14 protein-coding genes are annotated in these 17,923 nt (G+C 68.4%); 4 read left to right on the top strand and 10 right to left on the bottom strand.

Annotated features, from left to right (window positions below; all coding sequences use genetic code 11):
* Positions 1-19: 19 nt before the first annotated feature.
* The 7 genes from AC07WJ_RS19690 to AC07WJ_RS19660 form a co-directional block, all read right to left on the bottom strand.
* Positions 20-625 (bottom strand): GAF domain-containing protein, encoded by a 606-nt coding sequence (locus AC07WJ_RS19690; RefSeq protein WP_494936333.1) that lies wholly within the window; start codon positions 623-625, stop codon positions 20-22.
* Between the two features lie 109 nt (positions 626-734).
* Positions 735-1,925, bottom strand: a complete 1,191-nt coding sequence (locus AC07WJ_RS19685; RefSeq protein ID WP_494936332.1) for a M24 family metallopeptidase — start codon at positions 1,923-1,925, stop codon at positions 735-737.
* Between the two features lie 319 nt (positions 1,926-2,244).
* Positions 2,245-3,072 (bottom strand): ABC transporter permease, encoded by an 828-nt coding sequence (locus AC07WJ_RS19680; protein WP_494936331.1) that lies wholly within the window; start codon positions 3,070-3,072, stop codon positions 2,245-2,247.
* 154 nt (positions 3,073-3,226) lie between these two features.
* Positions 3,227-4,264, bottom strand: coding sequence for an extracellular solute-binding protein (locus AC07WJ_RS19675; RefSeq protein WP_494936330.1), 1,038 nt, complete (start codon positions 4,262-4,264; stop codon positions 3,227-3,229).
* Positions 4,265-4,266: 2 nt separating this feature from the next.
* The gene (locus tag AC07WJ_RS19670; RefSeq protein WP_494936329.1) at positions 4,267-5,355 is read right to left on the bottom strand and encodes an ABC transporter ATP-binding protein; all 1,089 of its coding nucleotides are present in this window, start codon (positions 5,353-5,355) and stop codon (positions 4,267-4,269) included.
* 17 nt (positions 5,356-5,372) lie between these two features.
* A complete protein-coding gene (locus AC07WJ_RS19665) occupies positions 5,373-6,176 on the bottom strand; it encodes an ABC transporter permease (protein WP_494936819.1) in 804 nt (267 codons plus the stop codon).
* Positions 6,177-6,653: 477 nt separating this feature from the next.
* Entirely contained in the window at positions 6,654-6,950 is a 297-nt protein-coding gene (locus AC07WJ_RS19660; RefSeq protein ID WP_494936328.1) for a hypothetical protein, read from the bottom strand.
* A gap of 172 nt (positions 6,951-7,122) precedes the next feature.
* Between AC07WJ_RS19660 and AC07WJ_RS19655 the strand changes: the two genes are divergently transcribed.
* Entirely contained in the window at positions 7,123-7,968 is an 846-nt protein-coding gene (locus tag AC07WJ_RS19655; RefSeq protein WP_494936327.1) for a helix-turn-helix transcriptional regulator, read from the top strand.
* Positions 7,969-8,008: 40 nt separating this feature from the next.
* Here the strand turns inward: AC07WJ_RS19655 and AC07WJ_RS19650 are convergent, their stop codons facing one another.
* From AC07WJ_RS19650 to AC07WJ_RS19640, 3 genes are all read right to left on the bottom strand, one after another.
* Positions 8,009-8,983, bottom strand: a complete 975-nt coding sequence (locus AC07WJ_RS19650; protein WP_494936326.1) for a tripartite tricarboxylate transporter substrate binding protein — start codon at positions 8,981-8,983, stop codon at positions 8,009-8,011.
* A gap of 379 nt (positions 8,984-9,362) precedes the next feature.
* A complete protein-coding gene (locus AC07WJ_RS19645; protein ID WP_494936325.1) occupies positions 9,363-10,331 on the bottom strand; it encodes an AraC family transcriptional regulator in 969 nt (322 codons plus the stop codon).
* 73 nt (positions 10,332-10,404) lie between these two features.
* A complete protein-coding gene (locus AC07WJ_RS19640; RefSeq protein ID WP_494936324.1) occupies positions 10,405-11,688 on the bottom strand; it encodes a dicarboxylate/amino acid:cation symporter in 1,284 nt (427 codons plus the stop codon).
* 147 nt (positions 11,689-11,835) lie between these two features.
* On the opposite strand from AC07WJ_RS19640, the gene AC07WJ_RS19635 reads away from it, so the two are divergent.
* The 3 genes from AC07WJ_RS19635 (at position 11,836) to AC07WJ_RS19625 (ending at position 17,612) form a co-directional block, all read left to right on the top strand.
* Complete coding sequence (locus tag AC07WJ_RS19635) at positions 11,836-12,750, top strand: LysR substrate-binding domain-containing protein (RefSeq protein ID WP_494936323.1); 915 nt, start codon at positions 11,836-11,838, stop codon at positions 12,748-12,750.
* A 436-nt stretch (positions 12,751-13,186) separates the two neighbouring features.
* A complete protein-coding gene (locus AC07WJ_RS19630) occupies positions 13,187-14,299 on the top strand; it encodes a pyridoxal-phosphate dependent enzyme (protein WP_494936818.1) in 1,113 nt (370 codons plus the stop codon).
* 310 nt (positions 14,300-14,609) lie between these two features.
* Positions 14,610-17,612, top strand: a complete 3,003-nt coding sequence (locus AC07WJ_RS19625; protein WP_494936322.1) for an autotransporter outer membrane beta-barrel domain-containing protein — start codon at positions 14,610-14,612, stop codon at positions 17,610-17,612.
* Positions 17,613-17,923 lie beyond the last annotated feature (311 nt).

The raw sequence follows: 17,923 nt of genomic DNA, 5'->3' as shown, positions 1-17,923 counted from the left end.
GGTCTCGATTCGGTCCGCGTCACGCCCGGCTGACGATCTCCATCAAGGCGGGAACCGTCATCTGGGCAAAGGCGGACAGCGCCGGCATGTCGTCCTCGCGATACCATCCGGCCTGGTGCAGGAGGTTCAGCGAGCCGATGGTCCGGCCATTCCAGCGCACCGGATAGTTCACCGCGCTCTCGCAGCCAAGCGAGCGGATCAGCTCATGGTCGAAGAAGGCACGCTTGACGTCGTCGTAGTCGCGGCAGATGCGCGGCCGGCCGGCCATGATCACTTCGCGGTAGAATTCGCCTTCCTTGACCAGCGGCTTGGCGCCGCCGGTCGGATAGGGGCCGGGCTGGTTGGTGTAGAAGCGCTGGTTCTCGTTTTTCGCCCAGTTGATCACCAGCACGGTGAACAGCTTGTGGCCGATGGCGGCGGCCAGCGCCTTGTCGAGCGCGGCAAGGCTGGCATTGGGCTGGCCCTCGGCCCGCGAGGCGGTGGCGACATCGATGAGATGGGGCAGGGCGGGGGCACGGGCGGGTGCGGCGGGGGGCTGGTTCTGGGCCAGAGCAGATGTCGCACCGACACCGGCCAGCGTCGCGCCCAGCGCGAGCGTCCGGCGGTTGATGATGGATTGGTTCATGGTCGTTTCCTCGTTCTTGTGTCGCGTGAACCGCTGTGTGCGATCAACCCTCTCCCTCTGGGAGAGGGTTGATGCCCGCAGCATCCCGGTGCCCCTTCAGTGCTCCTCCTCAGTTGATCGTCTGGCGCGCGATGTCCTTCGGCGCCTTGGTGAGGACTTCCGGCGCCGCGCCGACCACCACCGTGTCGTCGTGGCGGAAGCCACCGAGGCCCCATTCGTAGAGGCCGGGTTCGGCCGAATAGACCTCGTTGGCGATCAAGGGGCGGGTGTTGAAGGCCATGTCCTCGGGGAATTCATGACCGAGCGTACCCATGCCGTGGCCGGTGCGGTGCAGGATCAGCTCGGCGACGCCCTCGCGCTCGAGCACGGCCTGCGCGGCGGCATCGATGGCGCAGACCGGCCGGCCGGTGACGGCGGCCTCGCAGGCCGCCTCGTTGGCCGCGCGCGAGGCTTCGTAGAGCTTGACCTGGCGCGGCGACGGCTTGCCGCAGAACCAGGTGCGCTCGTTTTCCACCACCAGGCCGTTCATCCGGGGAATGACGATATTGACCAGGCCGTGGCCCGTTTCGATGCGCGCGCCGGACGAACGGCCGTCGCCGTGGGGGGCGCAGCTCGCCGGCCCGGACAGCGTCCAGCAGCGCAGGATTTCCAGGGCCTCGCCGGGAAAGCGCCGGGCCGATTCCTCGGCCATCAGCGCCGCCATGCTCATGTCGAGCTCCTGAACCAGGCGGCCGGGGCGGATGTTCTCGCGGTAGCGGTCCTGCACCCAGTCGGTGAGCCCGGCGATCTCACGCATCAGCTGGATCTCTTCAGGGTGCTTGACCCAGCGCAGCCGGCGGCATTCGGCGGTCGCCGCCTCGATCTTCAGATGCGGCAGGAGCCCTGAGACCTTGCCGAAGGCGCCGCCGCCGGCATCCACTCCGATGCGCGCGCGGCCAAGTCCCGCGTCCTTCAGCTTGGCCGCGATGATCTCGGCCCACTGGCTGGCGAGCGGCAGGCGCTGGCCGACGCGCGGATGCTCGGCGTAAAACTGCGCGTCGGTCACCCACAGGTGCCCTGCCTCGCGCGAGAAGCGCCAATGGTTGGTCGACAGCTCGTTCAGGATGGCGAAGGGCTCGCCATTGCGCGGCACGACGCAGACGATCGGCCGCTCCCAGGGCTGCACGTCGGTGGCGAAATTGGTGACGAACTGGAAGAAGTCGCCCTGGGTGAAGGCGAGCGCGTCATAGCCCTCGCGGTCCATCATGTCGCGCATCAGGCTATAGCGGTAATCGCGGACGGCGTTGCCGAGAAAGGCCATGGGCTGGGTCCTTGGAATGTGGTGGTCCAGATGGAACGAGGAGGGAAAGAGGGGAGAGACCTAGAAGCTGCGCGGAACCCTCTCCCAGAGGGAGAGGGTGGGTCCGGAGGACCCGGGTGAGGGGACGTCCGCTGCCCGAGAAGGCAGCGCCGATAACACGCGAATGGCGCGGCCGCCGGCCTGACGGGGCACGCCCCTCACCCGGCGCAAAAGCATCGAACGGACGTGAGATGCGTTCGCATCTCACTATGCGGCGCCACCCTCTCTCTGGGAGAGGGTTGATAGGGGCAGAGCCCTTCATGAGCCCCGTCGCCATCTCTCACCGCCTGTAGCGTCGGGCGAGCACGGTGCTGCCGATCGCGGTCAGCGTCAGCGTCACGAACAGCAGCAGAAAGGCGAGCGCCGCGCCGAACGGCCAGTTATTGCTCTTGACGAACTGGTCGTAGACCGCCGGCGCCATCATCTTGAACTGCGGCCCGCCGAGCAGAACCGGTGTCGCATAGGCGTTCATGCAGAGGATGAAGACAAGCACGGAACCGGCGGCCACGCCCGGCATGGCGAGCGGCAGCACCACGCGGCGGAACACGGTGATCGGCCGCGCGCCGAGATTGGCCGCCGCCTCCTCGGTCTGGCGCGGGATGCCCTCGATGACGGCCGCCAGCGTCAGGATCATATAGGGCAGCACCACCGCGACGATGCCGACCACCACGGCGCCGGTCGTGTACATCATCTGGAACGAGGAGGAGATGATGCCGGTGCCCTTCAGCGTCGCATTGATCGCCCCGTCCGTGCCGAGCAGCGCCAGCCAGCCGGCCGAGCGGATGACATTGCCGACGAACAGCGGGAACAGCGTCAGAATGGTGACGATGCTCTTCCACCGGCTCTGCATGCGGGCGAGCGAATAGGCCGCGGGAAAGCCGACCGCGAGCGCGATCAGCGTGCAGGCCAGCGCCATCAGAAGCGTCGAGCTCAGCACGTTCTGGTAATAGGGATCGCGGAACGCCTGGGTGTAATTGTCCAGCGTCAGCGCCTCCACCATCAGCTCGGTCGGGCTGAAGCGGTTGAGCGAGATGCGGAACAGGATGGCCATGGGCGCGGCGAGCAGCGCCAGGACCAAGAGACCCGCGGGCAGGACGAGAAGAGCCATCAGGTCACCGGCGCGTGGCGAATAGCTGATAGCGAATGGCGAGTGGTGTGTGTTCGGCACATGGATCGGTCGTCTTTCGTCATTGGCCGTGCTTGCATCTCGCGCCTCGAATGGGGGACTGCCCCATTCGCTATTCGCCATCAGCCATTCGCTTTCAGCCCTTGAACTGCTTGTTCCAGAACTCCAGGATCTGGCTCTGGCTGCGCGTCACATAGGCGAAGTCGGGCGTCAGCAGCCGGGCGCGCTCGGCATCCGAAAGCGCCAGCTGCTGGGCGAGTTCCGGCGGCAAGGTGGCGGTGGTGACGGTGGGCACGTAGCCCATGCGGTCGGCGAAGCCGGCCTGCGCCTTCGGGTCCAGCATGGCGTCGAGATAGCGCCAGGCATTGTCCTTGTTGCGGGCGTTCTTGGGCACGCCGGCCTCGAACACGATGGTGGTGGCGCCTTCCGCCGGCACCACGTGCTTCAGGGGAATGCCGGCCTTCTGCCACATGAAGCCGCGCGCCATCCACATGACGGTGAGCCAGACCTCCTCGGCCTTCAGCGCCGCGGCCAGGGCCTCGTTGGACGGATAGAGCTTCACGTCCAGCGAGCGCCATTCCATCAGCTTCTTCTGGGCGGGCTCGTAATTGGACACGCTGCCGCCGCCGGCGAGCGCGGCGGATTCGGTATTGGCGAGATAGAGGATGTCCGACAGGCCGACGCGGCCGCGCCATTTCGGGTCGAACAGGTCGGCATAGGACTTCGGCGGAACCGGCACCTTGCTCGGATTGTAGAGGATGACCCGGTAGGAATAGATGTGCGGGATGGCGTAGCTCTTGCGCAGCGCCGGGATGATCGCGCCCGCGCCCTTGACCTTGTCGAGCGGCACCTCGTCGAACACGCCCTGCTGGGCGATCAGGTACATGTCGCTGTCGGACAGGCAGGCGACGTCCATGGCGCCGCGCCGGCTCTGCCGCTCGGCGATCAGCTTGGTCTTGCGCGGGTCGGCATTGGCCAGGTCCTGCAGGATCTCGACGCCCTGCGGCTTCATCAGCGGCGTGTCGATCATCTGGCGCAGCAGCTCGCCATAGTCGCCGCCCCAGGTGCCGACGATCGCCTGATTGGCTTGCGCCCGGGCAAGGCCCGGCAGGCCGGCGGTATAGGCGGCCAGCGCTCCGGCGCCCAGCAATGCATCGCGACGGGTGAGGCTCATCGTCAGGCTCCTTGGTGGATCAGGTCGGTCGGGGGCAATATGCGGGCGGCGGCCTGGTCCCAGCTCACCGTCACCGGTTCGCCCGGGCGCAGGGCCTTCAAGGGATCGTCGCCGGCCGGCGTCGCCTGCACGGCGAGCAGGCTGAGGCCGCCGAGGTCGAGGTGATATTCGGTCTGGGCGCCGAGATAGGTCACCGCCGAAAGGCGCGCGGCCACACCGGGCTCGGAGCCCGACTGCGTTCCGGCCTTCAGCAGGATGCGCTCGGGCCGCAACGCGATGGTTCCGCTGGCGGTCTTCGCCGTGTCGGTGGCGCAGGGAATGACCACGCCGGAGCCGGCGCGGAACCGGCCGTCGGCCTCGATCGCGCCTTCGATCAGGTTGCAGCGGCCGACGAAGCCGGCGACGAAGGCATCCGCCGGGCGCTCGTAGAGGTCTTCCGCGGTGCCGATCTGGCGGACCCGGCCGCGATCCATCACCACCAGCCGGTCGGCCATGGTCAGCGCCTCCTCCTGGTCGTGGGTGACGATCAGCGTGGTCAGCCCGAGCCGCTGCTGCAGGTTGCGAATTTCGAGCCGCACCTCGCCGCGCAGCTTGGCGTCGAGATTGGACAGGGGCTCGTCGAGCAGGAAGACGGCGGGATTGATGACCAGCGCGCGCGCCAGCGCCACGCGCTGCTGCTGGCCGCCGGAGAGCTCGCGCGGTAACCGCGCGGCCAGGTGGTCGAGCCGCACCATGCGCAGCGCCTCGGCGATGCGGGTGTCGCGTTCGGCCTTGCCGACCTTGCGCATTTCCAGGCCGAACGAGACGTTTTCCGCCACCGTCATATGCGGGAACAGCGCATAGGACTGGAACACCATGCCGGTGTCACGGGCATGCGGCGGCCGGGCGGTGACGTCTTCGCCGCCGATGATCACCTTGCCCTGCGTCGGCTTGATGAAGCCTGCGACCATGCGCAGCGTGGTGGTCTTGCCGCAGCCGGACGGCCCGAGCAGCGCCACCAGTTCGCCCTCGGCGACATCGAGGTCGACGCCGGCGACCGCCAGGGCCTCGTTATAGCGCTTGGACAGTTGTTCGAGCCTGAGATTGCCCACTTATTCGTCCTTCGGACCTAGAGAACCCTGGAGAGCTTCACGAACCGGTCGGTGATCAGCATCAGCGCGCCGATCAGTACGATCTGCACGGTGGCGACCGCCGCGAGCGTCGGATCCATGCGGAACTCCAGGTAGTTGAGCATGGCCACCGGCAGGGTGGTCAGGCCCGGGCCGACCAGCAGCAAGGTGATCTCGAGATTCTCGAAACTGGCGATGAACGAGAAGATGGCGGCGGCGACGATGCCCGGGCGCAGCATCGGCAAGGTGATGCGGGTGAACACGGTGAGCGGGCCGGCGCCGAGATTGGCGGCGGCTTCCTCCGGCGCCCGGTCGAGCCCCTGCAGGCTCGCCGTGGCGAGCCGGACCGTCCAGGGAATGGTCAGCAGCACATGGGCGGCGACCAGGCCGACGATTGTCGCGTTGACGTCGTGGTCGAGCGCGTTTTCGAGCTTGAGATAGAACATGTAGAGGGCCGCGCCGGCCACCACGCCGGGCATGGCCAAAGGCCCGAGCAGCAGGCTGTTGATGGCGGCCTTGCCACGCAGGTTGGAGCGCACCAGCGCGAGCGCCGCGGCGGTGCCGAGCGGCACGCCGATGACGGTTGCCGCCAGCGCCACCTTCAGGCTGGTCTCGAAGCCGCGAGCGAATTCACGCTTCGACCAGGCGTTGATGTACCACTGGAAGGTCAGGCCGCTCGGCGGGAAGGAGACGATCTCGTCGGCGAAGAACGAGGTGACGACCACCAGCACGACCGGTGCGAAGATCAACAGATAGGCTGCGATCACGGCGAGCCGGAAGGCGATGCGCCCAGCCGCTGCCATCAACGGCGGCGAGGCCGAGGGCAGCGCACCCGTGGCGGCGGCCAAACCGCTGCCGGCGGCGGCTCCGGCGAGGCGCAAGGGGTCGTCGGATGCCCTCATGAGATGGCCCATCCTGCCTCGCGAGCGGGCCGCGAGTTCGCTTCGAAATGTCGGGATTTGCCATGGCCGGCGCGCCGCCGTCACTGGCTGATACATTCAGACTGACCTGCTTGTAAGTGCGAGTCAAGCGGGGTCGGAAGGCGGTGGAGAAGAAAATTTCAGGGGTGGGGAGGGGCGAATGGCAAGTGGCGATCGCGCCGTGCGCGCAAGCCCTCGCCCGTTTTGAGGCAGAGGGGGCGCCGTCGGGCGCCAGGTGAGGGTCTGAGAAGGGCCGTCCCACCAATGACGGCGGGAATGCGCGGCGCGGGCGGACGCGGCCACCCTCTCCCACGAAGTCGTAGGCGAGGGTTGCGCGCACGGCCTCGCGCCATGCCAGCCTCAGAATCCGCTCATGATCGCCTGGGTGCGCTGCGCCTGGCCGTTGCGCACCTGTTCCAGGGTCTGACTGCACAGCGTGAAGGCTTCGCCCGGCGGGGGGCTGCCGAGCCTGGTGCAATGCGCGATATTCTCGCGAGCCATTTCGGCGAGATGAGCCTGGTCGGTCGAGGCCCGGTAGGCGGGGCCGGCGACGAAGGCGACGTAGCCGAGCAGGCCGAGGAACGCGGCGCCCAGGATCGCCTCGGCGATCGGCAACGCATGGGCACGGTCGAGGTGCAGCGACTCCATGGTTCTCATTGGGTGCTCCATCGTTTCCAGGCCTTGCCCGTGGCAAAGGCCGGCTCCTATGCTGCGCCACCCCGAAGGTTTGCGCGTCATACGTTGGGAGGAGGGCCCGGCGATTTGCCGTTGCCGGGGCGCAAGGCGAGGGCTGCTTCGGTGGCCTTGGCAAGGCGACGGGAGAACAGCGATGCCGGACGCCGCAGCGGCCAGGACGGAGCAGTTCTCGGAGGTGGTCGCCGCCATCTACGACTGCGCGCTGACGCCCGGCAAGTGGCCCGAGACGCTGCGCCTGATAGCGGGCATCGGTGCCGCGGCCGCCCCGCCCGATCGTGCCGGATCGGCTTCGGATCGGGGCGATCCCGGCATGGCCAGGCTGCTGGCGCCACATATCGTCAAGGCCTTCGCGATCACCGGCGTGCTGGAGCGCCAGGTGCTCGCCTCGCATTCGCTGGAAGCGACACTCGATGCCCTGGCGCTCGGCGTCTTCCTGGTCGGCGCCGATGGCCGCATTGCCCACATGAACCGGGCGGCCGAGGCCTTGATCCAGTCCGGGACAGCCCTGCGCGTGGCCGAGCATCGCGTGGCGCCGGCCGATGCGGTGGCGGCCGGCGCACTGGCCGCCGCCATTGCCGGCATCGAGGCTGAGGCCCCGCCCGTGCGGACCATCGGCTTGCCGGACGGGCAGGGCGGTGGGCTGGTGGCGACCGTGCTGCCGCTGGGGCGGGGCGAAGGGCCGGGCCGGCATGCGCCGACGGAGGCCGCCGCCGTGGTCTTCGTGCAGCAGCCGGGCGCGCCGCGGCTCCTGCCATGCGCGGCGCTGGCGCGGCTCTACGGCCTGACCGGCGCCGAACTCAAGGTGCTGCTGGCTTTGGCGCCGGGCCTTGGTCTCAAGGAGGTCGCCGCGGCGCTGGGCATTGGCGAAACCACCGCCAAGACCCATCTCCAGCACGTCTTCGAGAAGACCGGCACCGCCAAGCAGAGCGAATTGCTGCGCCTGCTGATGAGTGCTTCCGCGCCGGTCGGCCCGCATTGACGCCGACAGGCATGGCCACCGTCCGGAGCTGACGCTCGCCTCAGTCCGGTGTGATGCCCGCGGCACTCACCACCTGGCCCCATTTCTCCACCTCCTGGCGGATATAGGTGGCGAAGCGCTCGGGCGGCCCGCCCTGGATCTCGATACCGAGGGTCGTCAGGGCCGCCCGCACGTCGGGCGCTTCGAGCGCGGCGTTGATCTCGCGGTTCAGCCTCAGCACGATGTCGCGCGGCGTGCCTGCCGGCGCCAGGATGCCGCCCCAGGTATTGGCGTCGTAGCCGGCAAGGCCGGTCTCGGCGAGCGTCGGAATGGCCGGCAGCGAGGGCGAGCGGCTGGTGGTGGTCACCGCCAGCGCCCGGACGCCGCCCGACTGGACATGCGGCAGGATGGCGGTGATCGTATCGAAGATGACCTGGGTGCGGCCGACCAGCAGGTCGGCATGGGCCGCCGTACTGCCGCGATAGGGCACGTGCAGCATGCGGGTCCCGGTCATCGCCATGAACAGCTCGGCTGCCATGTGCAGCGAGCTGCCCTTGCCCGACGAGGCATAGGTGGCGGTGGCCGGATTGGCCTTGATCCAGGCGATCAGTTCGGGAACCGTGATCGCCGGCACCGATGGATGCACCGCCAGCACCAGCGGCACCACATGGGTGAACACGACCGGCTCGAAATCGGCGATGGGATCATAGGGCAGCTGTCGGAACAGGTGCTTGTTGGTGGCGTGGCTGGAGGCAACGATCACCAGCGTATAGCCGTCGGCCGAGCTCTTGGCGACCACATCGGTGCCGAGATTGTTGGAGGCGCCCGGCCGGTTTTCCACCACCACGGCCTGGCCCATGGAGACCTGCAGCTTGTCGGCGACCCGCCGCGCGATGACGTCGATCGCACCACCCGGCGTTGCCGGCACGATGATCTTGATGGTCTGGTTCGGATAGGCCTGCGCCTGTGGCCGTGTCGGCCAGAGCAAGGCGGTCGCGGCGAGGAAAAGCCCCAAAAGAATATGAGGGATCGGCATGCGAGATTCCTCCGTATTCGTTTTTATGATTGGCGCCTGCTCTTGGAATGAATTGAGCAGGTTCTTGGAGGAATACTCTGGGGCGCAAGCGCGACAAGTCAATGCGCGGTGGCGGGCGGGCATTCAATCGACCCTCTCCCAGAGGGAGAGGGGGGTCCGGAGGACCCGGGTGAGGGGACGTCCATATCCGGATAGATCGGCAGGCGGCGCGAGCGCCGGCATCCGTTCTCGGCGCCTACGCCCCTCACCCGGCGCCTGACGGCGCCACCCTCTCCCTTTGGGAGAGGGTTGATTTCACTGCGCCTTTCGCATCATGCCCTATTCGCTATTCGCTATTCGCTATTCGCTATTCGCTATTCGCTATTCGCTATTCGCCGTTTCACCTCTCCCCGGCCCTGGCCGCCCGCAGCTCGCCCGGCGTCGCGTCATAGGCGGCGCGGAACGAGCGGTAGAAGGTCGGCAGGCTGTCGAAGCCGCAGGCGAAGGCGATTTCGGTCAGGGGCCGCCCGGGCTCGGTGGTGATCAGGCGGAACGCCTCGGCCAGCCTGGCGGTCCTGATCATGCGGGCGACGCTGACGCCCGAGGGCTCGAAGATCATGTGCAGCTGGCGTGTCGAAATGCCCATCAGGCCGGCCACCTTGCCGGCGTCGAGCGCCGGATGGCGCAGGTTGCGCAGGATGATCTCGCGCGCCACCGTCAGGCGCCCCTCGCGCAACGCGGTACGGTTCTGCTCTTCGGCCGCCGGCGCCAAGCCGCGCGCGGCGAGCGCGAGCTGGGCGAGCACCTTCACCGCGGCCTCCGCGGCGGCGCCGGTCAGGTAGGGCGCCTGCGCCACGAAGGCGGTGAAATAGGCCGAGAACAGCATGGCCGAGCCGGGCTCGCCGTCGACCGGCCGGGCGGCGAGCAGCCCGCGCCCGTCCTGCCGCAGCAGCGGCCGGCACAGCGCGAAGGGGATCTTGACGATCCTGAGATGGAAGCCGCCATCGGCCGGAATGGTCCGGTAGGGCAGGTCGGAATAGCTGGTGGCGAGCGCGCCTGTGCCGATCACGAAGTCGTCCTGGCCGTCGATGCCGAACCAGCCGCGGCCGCCGAGCTGCTGGTAGACGCACAGGCTGTCGACCGGCGCGCGCGCGATATCGGCCGGCCCGCGCTCGACCCGGTAGGCGGAGGCCTGCATGTCCACCAGCATGGCGCCGCCGAGCGGGATCGCCTGCAGCTCGGCCCGGAAGCCGGCGCGCTCCGCCGGCGCGAGCTCGGCGGTGACGCCGAAAATATGCCGGGCGCGCAGTTCGCGCCAGGCATCGAAGCGCTCTGTTTCGGCGAAGCGGTCGGTCGACCAGTGGATCATCGGGGCAGCGCGACGGAGAAACGGGAAGCGGACTCAAGCCCTTGCCATGATACCCGATGCCGGCCGAATGCAATCAGGAGTTTGCGGGGGCGGGATGCGGCATCGCCGCGCGCCCGGTTTCGACCTCCTCTGTCTCCTGGAGCGCCGCCCCGCCGAGCCGCTTGACCAGCAGCACCGCGACCGTATTGCCGTAGACGTTCACCATAGTGCGGCCCATGTCCATGAAGGCGTCGACGCCGGCGATGATGGCGATCGCCTCCACCGGCAGGCCGATGGCCGATGTGACGGTGGCGAGCGCGACGAGGCCGCCCGACGGCACGTTGGCGATGCCCTTGGAGGCGATCAGCGTGGTGAGCAGGATGGTGGCGAGCCCGGCCCAGTCGAGGTGCAGCCCATAGGCCTCGGCGAGGAAGGTTACGGCCAGCGCGATATAGAGGCTGGAACCGTCGAGATTGAAGCTGTAGCCGAGCGGCAGCACCACCGAGACCACCTTGTCGGGCGCGCCCATGGCCTTCAGCTTTTCCATGTGCACCGGCAGCGTCACCTCCGAGGAGCGGGTGGTGAAGCCGAGGATCAGGGGTTCCATCACCTTGGCGGTGACGCCGAGCGGGTTTTCGCCGATCAGCCAGAGCGCCAGCCAGGACAGCAGGATGGCGAGCGCGATGCCGAGATACATGACGCCGATCAGCTTCGCGAGCGCGGCGATGGTGGCGAGGCCCTGGGTGGCGAACAGCCAGGCCATGATGGCGAAGACCGCGATCGGCGCGAAGCCGACGATCCACTGGGTCAGCCTGAACATGGCGTCGAGCAGGGCGTCGAGCGCCTCCGTGATCGGCCGGGCACGCGGCCCGATGGCGGCCAGCGCCATGCCGAACAGCACGGCGAAGACGATGGTCGGCAGCACCTTCTGGCCGGCCATGGCGGCCAGCACGTTGGACGGGATCAGGTCGAGGAAATATTTGGTCCAGTCGACCGAGGCCGCCAGATTGGCCGGCAGCCGGCCGGTGCCGGCAAGGCTCGCGCCGGCGCCGGGATGGAACAGGCCGTTCAGCGCCAGGCCGATGACGATGCTGACGAGGGTCGCGAAAAAGAACCAGGCGAGCGCGATCGCCGCGACCCGGCCGAAGCGGTGGAGCTCGCTGCCCATGCGGGCGACGCCCAGCGTCACCGCCGAGAAGACCAGCGGGATGACGACCATCTTGATCGCCTCGATGAAGGCGGTGCCGGCCGGCTGCAGCGCCGCGCCGAGCTTCGGCCAGATCAGCCCGACGGCGAGCCCGGCGATCAGGCCAAGCCCCATCTGGATGGGCAAGGGCAGGAGTTTTCGGCGGACGGGTGCTTGCGATGCGTGAGCCATGGTTCCCCTCGTGATCGGCATGTCCGGGCCGCGGTTCGCCCCGGCTTCCGGTTGGCCGGATTGCGGTCGCGAACCTAGCCTTGGCACGGGGCTCGACGGCATGACGAATGCGCGGCACATTATTCGCGAATGGAATAGGGGCGCCGTATGGACCATGCTTGGCTGCTGGACTTCCTGGCGCTGGCGCGTTCGGGCAGCTTCTCCAAGGCGGCGCTGCACCGGAACACCACGCAGTCGACCCTGAGCAAACGCATCCGCGCGCTGGAGCAATGGGTCGATGCCGAGCTGTTCGATCGCTCGGCGCTGCCGATCCGGCTGACCGATGCCGGCCGCGCCTTCGAGCCGGGCGTCCAGGACGTGACCGAGCGGCTGGTGACCTCGCGCAACCGCGCCCGCCAGGCCGCCGGCCGGATCCAGGCCGCGCTGGCCTTCGCCGCCACCCATGCGGTCGCCTTTTCATTCTTTCCCGGCTGGCTGCAGCGGGTTGAGCGCGATCTCGGCCGCTTTCCCCTGAAACTCGATTGCCACCGGGCCGACCGCTGCTTCGAGGCGCTGGATGACGGCAAGGTGGAGCTCGTCATGTGCCACGTGCCGCTGCGGCCGATGGAGGGGCTGGGGGCTGCGCGTTTCGCCTCGGTGCTGCTTGCGGCGGACGATGCCGTGCCGGTTTCCGCGCCCGATTCCGCCGGCCGTCCGGCCCATCCGCTGCCCGGCCGCGCGGCCAGGCCCACCGCCTATCTGTCGCTGGCACAGGGCTCCTGGATGGGCAGCGCCGTGCGCGTGCTGATCGCCGAGCGCGAACCGGCGCCGGTGCTCGACACCGTGTTCGAAAGCCCGCTGACGGAGGCGGTGAAGAGCATGGCGCTGCACGGCCACGGGCTGGCCTGGCTGCCACGCAGCATGATCGGTGGTGAACTGGCGAGCGGCCGGCTGTGCCTGGCCGGCGACGCCGACTGGCTGGTTCCGATGCAGATCCGGCTGTTCCGCTCCGGCCGCGCCATGACCCCGCGCGCCGAGGCGTTGTGGAACCATGTGAAGGCGGCGGAGGCGAGGGGCGAATAGCCGGGCAGGCGAGTGGCGAATAGGGCATGATGTGCCGAGCGTCGCCGTCAGCCGAAAAGCGCAACGTAATCAACCCTCTCCCAAAGGGAGAGGGTGGCGCCGTCAGGCGCCGGGTGAGGGGTCGTCCATCTCCCGCGAGGGCAGCATGCGGCGCGAGCGCCGGCTCGAGTTCTCTACGCCTACGCCCCTCACCCGGCAGCTGACGCTGCCAGCCTCTCCCTTTGGGAGAGGGTTTTGGGCGCCCTGGCCGGATAGGTAGCTCGCTCTCCCTTCTGCTTCATCCCTACACGCTTGCTATTCCAAAATCGCATAACGTTGAGCGAAATCGTCATGGGCCTCCTGGTCCTTCCCGCCGTAAACACCGGCACATCAGCATGAGGGAGTTCTCGACGTGACCAGCCAGGGTGATCGCACCACCGCACCGGCCTATCTCGACATGGACACCGGCGCCCATCTGCCGCTCGACACGCCGGTCTGGCGTTCGGCGTCCGGCCGGCCCTTGATGATCACGCCGCTGGCCGGCATCGGCCGCGCCGACATCGAGACCTCCCGCCGCTCGCTCTGGCGTTACGCCAAGAGCCTGCCGCTCGCTGTGGCCGATCCGATCAGCCTGGGCGAGGGCTGCACGCCGCTGGTCGAGCGCGAGGTCGACGGCGCCACCGTGCTGTGCAAGCTCGAATGGGTGATGCCGACGGGCAGTTTCAAGGACCGCGGCGCCTCCGTCATGCTCTCCGTGCTGCGCCAGCAGGGCATTCTCGCCGTGCTGGAGGACAGTTCCGGCAATGGCGGCGCGGCGATCGCCGGTTATGCCGCGGCCGGCGGCATGGTCGCCAGGATCCTGGTGCCGGCCTCGACCCAACCCGGCAAGACCGTGCAGATGCGCGCCTATGGCGCCGCGGTCGAGCTGATCGAGGGGCCGCGCCAGGCGACAGCGGACGCCGCCGTCAGCCAGTCCGACACGATCTTCTACGCCAGCCACAACTGGCAGCCGTTCTTCCTGCAGGGCACCAAGACGCTCGCCTACGAGCTCTGGGAGGATCTGGGCTTTCGCGCGCCGGACAATGTGATCATTCCCCTCGGCGCCGGCAGCAATGTGCTCGGCTGTGACATCGGTTTTGGCGAGCTGAAACGATCCGGCGGGATCGACCGGCTGCCCAGGCTGTTCGGCGTCCAGCCGGAACGCTGCGCGCCCATTCATGCAAGCTTCGTTGCCGGCGTCGACACGCCCGTGCCGGTCGAGACCGGCCCGACCATTGCCGAGGGCACGGCGATCGCGAGGCCCGAGCGGCTGAGGGAGGTGATCGCGGCGCTGCGCCGCTCGGGCGGGGCCACCGTTGCGGTCTCGGAAGCGGCGATCGAGGCCGCGCTCTGGCAGTCGGCGCGATCAGGGCTCTATGTCGAACCGACCTCGGCCGGCACCTTCGCCGCCTACAGGCAATTGCTGGCGGCCGGCGCGATCCGGCGCGACGAGACCACGGTGCTGGTGCTGACCGGTTCCGGGCTGAAGGCGACCCAAAGGGTGGCTGGGCTGATGGGCGTGGAAATGTGAAGGGGCGAGTGGCGAGTGGTGAATAGCGGATAGGGCATGATGCGAAGAGTTTTGCGCGAACCCTCGCCCACGACTTCGTGGGGGACGGTGGCTGCGCATAACGAGTGCGAACGCATCCCCTTTCGCCATTCCCCACTCGCCCCATGACCGTTGCCCCTGCGCCACACTTCCTGACGCTACGTGAATACCCCTGGCCTCGCGGTTGCGGCGCGCGCGCGGCCTTGCTACGCCTGGATTTCCGCATTCGGTTGCAATGCTCACGGATTCCCGTGACGGACATTGCGCCGGTTGCCGGTGGGGGCGACCAATCATGTTTTCATCCAAACGGTCCGGCGGCCGGCCACACCACGGCCTGCTGTTCGTCACGGTCTCCGCGCTGGCGCTGTCTGCGGCGGCCGCACGGGCGGAAACCTGGACCAGTTCCGGCGGATCCGACTGGAGCAATGCCGCGTTCTGGAGCGGCGGCACCGTGCCCAACGCGGTGGATGCGGTGGCGACCTTCAACATCAGCCATACCAACAGTTCCGGCAGCATCGGCCTGGGCGGCGCGTCCTACACCGTCGGCACGCTGAACCTGCTCGGCGCGCAGACCAATGGCGGCTATTCATTCGCCAACGGCACCTTGATCCTGGAGGCGAATTTCGGCTCGGCCGCCATCAATCTCGACCCGAACAGCAATAATTTCGCACCGCATTTCACGTCCACGGCGACGCTGCAGCTGAACGCGAGCACGGTCGTCACCGTCGGCGCCAATTCGAATTTCGTCGTTGACGGCACGATTACCGGCGCCGGCGACCTGACCCTGCAGGGCGGTGGCACGATCACGCTCAATGGCAGCAACACTTATGTCGGCACGACCTATCTCTATGCCAGCACGACCCTGAGCGTCGGCAATAGCAATGCACTGAGCAGCGGGCCGCTCTATGCGTCGTCCGGCAGCACGCTGGATATCCAGAACGGCGTGAACATCGGCAATTCCATCTTTTTGTGGGGGCCGCTCACCATCAATGTCGCGGGCGGCGCCACCGGCACCGTCTCGGGCGTTATCGCCGACGTCGACGATCCCTTCGGCCTGGTCAAAACCGGTGCGGGTACGCTCGTGCTCAGCGGCACCAATACCTTCGGCGGCCAGAGCGAGATCCGCGCCGGCATTGTGCGGGTCGACAATGAAAGAGCGCTCGGCACCAACCAGCTGACCATCAACGGCGGCACGCTGCAGGCAGGCCTCAGCGGCACACTGGCAAACAATCTCATCGTCATCGGCGCGGCCGGCGGCACCATCGACACCAATGGTTTCAACCTGACCATCGCGGGCGACATCATCGATCTGCCGCCTCCGGCGGGGGCGCTGACGAAGTCAGGCGCGGGAACGCTGACGCTCACCGGCCACAGCACCTATACCGGAGCGACCCTGGTCACGGCCGGCACGCTGCAGGCCGGCGTCACCAACGCCTTTTCGGCGTCCAGCGCCTATACGGTTTCGTCCGGCGCGACGCTGGATCTCGGCGGCTTCAACCAGGTGATCGGCTCGCTCACGGGCGCCGGCCAGGTGACGCTCGGCACGGCGACGCTGAAGGCCGGCGCCGACAACAGCTCGACCACGTTCGACGGCCAGATCACCGGCACCGGCAGCTTCGTCAAGCAGGGCACCGGCACGATGACCCTGGGCGCCACCGGCAGCATCGCCGGGCCGGCGACGGTGGAAGCCGGCGGCCTGGTCGTCAACGGCACGATCGGCGGCCTCGCCACCGTGCAGTCCGGCGCGTCGATGGGCGGCACGGGTTCCGTCGGTAGCCTGGCGCTCAACGGCACGCTGGCGCCGGGCAATGCCGGCATCGGCACCTTCACGGTGACCGGCAATGCCGCCTTCAATGCCGGCAGCACCACGGTCATCGAGCTGACCAGCGCCACCGCCGACCGTGTCAATGTCGGCGGCACCGCCAATCTCGCCGGGGGCCTGAGCCTGGTCGGCATCGGCTCCGGCTTCTCGTTCGGCACCCAGTACACCATCGTGTCGGCGGCGAGCCTCACCGGCACGTTCAGCACGGTCGCCGTGTCGGGCACTTTGAGCCCGGGCATCCGGACGACCATGAGCTATACCGGCACCGACGCGATCCTGACGCTCGATCCCAATATGCTGCGGCCCCTGCTGCCGGCGGGCAGCGGCACCAATCCGGCCAATGTCGCCGGCGCGCTCGACCGGGCTGTGACCGGTGGCGCCAATGTCTCGGCTTTCCTGCCGATCTATCTGCAATCGCCGGCCGGCATGGTGGCGAGCTTTAATACGCTGTCGGGCGAGGCGGCCACCGGCACCCAGGGCGCGGCGCTGAATGCCGCGAGCCTGTTCCTCAACCTGATGCTCGATCCGATGGCCGGCGCGCGCGGGGCCCAGGCCTCGGGCGCCGGGCCGTCGCTGATCCAGATGGCCGATCTCAATGCCGGCCGGGCGACGCCGGCGGCGCGCGTCGAGCAGGGCTGGAGCCTGTGGACCAAGGCCTTCGGCCAGTCCGGTCGGGTCCAGGGCGACGCGGCGACCGGTTCGGCGGCGACCTCGGGCGGGCTCTACGGCGTGGCCGCCGGCGCCGACAAGCGCCTGTCGGCCGATACGCTGGTCGGTTTCGCCCTCGCCGGCGGCGGCACGTCCTACGGGTTGGGCGGCCGGGGCGGCGGCACAGGCGACCTGTTCCAGATCGGCCTCTACGGCTCCACCCGCTTCGGCAATGGCTATGTCTCTGCCGCGGCCGCCTATGGCTGGAACGGCTTCGACATCAAGCGTAACGTCAATATCGCCGGGCCCGAGGTCTATTCGTCGCGCGTCACCGCGCAGACCTATGGCGGCCGGCTCGAAGCCGGCTGGCGCTTCGGCCAGCGCGGCTTCGGCTGGACACCCTACGCCGCGCTCGAGGCGATCGGCTATTCGGCGCCGGGCTATAGCGAGACGTCGAGCCCGGCCGGCGGCGCCTTCGGGCTGACTTTCGCGAGCAAGAGCACGGCCTCGCTGCGCGGCGAACTCGGCATCCGGCTGGACGGCCAGACCCGGGTGTCGGAGACCGCGGATCTCATCACCTATGGCCGGCTCGCCTGGGCCTATCAGGCGCGCACCGACCGCTCGATCGACGCGCAGTTCCAGACGCTGGCCAATTCCGCCTTCACCGTCTTCGGTGCCCGGCCGTCGATGAACACCGCGCTCGCTTCGGTCGGCGCTGAACTCCGGCTCGCCGGAGGGATGAGGCTGTCGACCTCGATCGAGGGCGAGGTCGGCGAGCGCCACCACGCGATCCGGGGCAATGCCGGGCTGCGGTACGAGTGGTAAGGGCGAATAGCGAGTGGCGAATAGCGAATAGGGCGTGATGCGAGAAGCATCGGGCGAACCCTCGCCCACGCCCACGTGGGAGAGGGTGGCCGCGGCAGCGGCGGGGTGAGGGCGGCTGCGCCGGCGCTATCGGTTCATTCCCGCTCGAATTGATGGCCCAGCCCTCCGCAGACCCTCGCCCGGCGCCTGACGGCGCCACCCTCTCCCGCAAGCGGGCGAGGGTTACGAGCGCTTCGTCGGCGGGGTTACGAGTGCCTCATCGGAGAGCGGCGGGGCGCTGCATGTTTCGCATCATGCCCCATTCGCCACTC

The organism is Phreatobacter sp. GW821-FHT04C01 (assembly GCF_059420385.1).
This window is presented reverse-complemented; position numbering and strand designations above follow the sequence as displayed.

What these genes read in the sequence shown, in the direction of transcription:
- AC07WJ_RS19655 (WP_494936327.1), top strand. Translation starts at nt 7,123, where the DNA reads ATGCCGGACGCCGCAGCGGCCAGGACGGAGCAGTTCTCGGAGGTGGTC.
- AC07WJ_RS19685 (WP_494936332.1), bottom strand. Translation starts at nt 1,925, where the DNA reads ATGGCCTTTCTCGGCAACGCCGTCCGCGATTACCGCTATAGCCTGATG.
- AC07WJ_RS19680 (WP_494936331.1), bottom strand. Translation starts at nt 3,072, where the DNA reads ATGGCTCTTCTCGTCCTGCCCGCGGGTCTCTTGGTCCTGGCGCTGCTC.
- AC07WJ_RS19690 (WP_494936333.1), bottom strand. Translation starts at nt 625, where the DNA reads ATGAACCAATCCATCATCAACCGCCGGACGCTCGCGCTGGGCGCGACG.
- AC07WJ_RS19660 (WP_494936328.1), bottom strand. Translation starts at nt 6,950, where the DNA reads ATGAGAACCATGGAGTCGCTGCACCTCGACCGTGCCCATGCGTTGCCG.
- AC07WJ_RS19635 (WP_494936323.1), top strand. Translation starts at nt 11,836, where the DNA reads ATGGACCATGCTTGGCTGCTGGACTTCCTGGCGCTGGCGCGTTCGGGC.
- AC07WJ_RS19665 (WP_494936819.1), bottom strand. Translation starts at nt 6,176, where the DNA reads ATGGCAGCGGCTGGGCGCATCGCCTTCCGGCTCGCCGTGATCGCAGCC.
- AC07WJ_RS19640 (WP_494936324.1), bottom strand. Translation starts at nt 11,688, where the DNA reads ATGGCTCACGCATCGCAAGCACCCGTCCGCCGAAAACTCCTGCCCTTG.
- AC07WJ_RS19630 (WP_494936818.1), top strand. Translation starts at nt 13,187, where the DNA reads ATGGACACCGGCGCCCATCTGCCGCTCGACACGCCGGTCTGGCGTTCG.
- AC07WJ_RS19625 (WP_494936322.1), top strand. Translation starts at nt 14,610, where the DNA reads ATGTTTTCATCCAAACGGTCCGGCGGCCGGCCACACCACGGCCTGCTG.
- AC07WJ_RS19675 (WP_494936330.1), bottom strand. Translation starts at nt 4,264, where the DNA reads ATGAGCCTCACCCGTCGCGATGCATTGCTGGGCGCCGGAGCGCTGGCC.
- AC07WJ_RS19650 (WP_494936326.1), bottom strand. Translation starts at nt 8,983, where the DNA reads ATGCCGATCCCTCATATTCTTTTGGGGCTTTTCCTCGCCGCGACCGCC.
- AC07WJ_RS19645 (WP_494936325.1), bottom strand. Translation starts at nt 10,331, where the DNA reads ATGATCCACTGGTCGACCGACCGCTTCGCCGAAACAGAGCGCTTCGAT.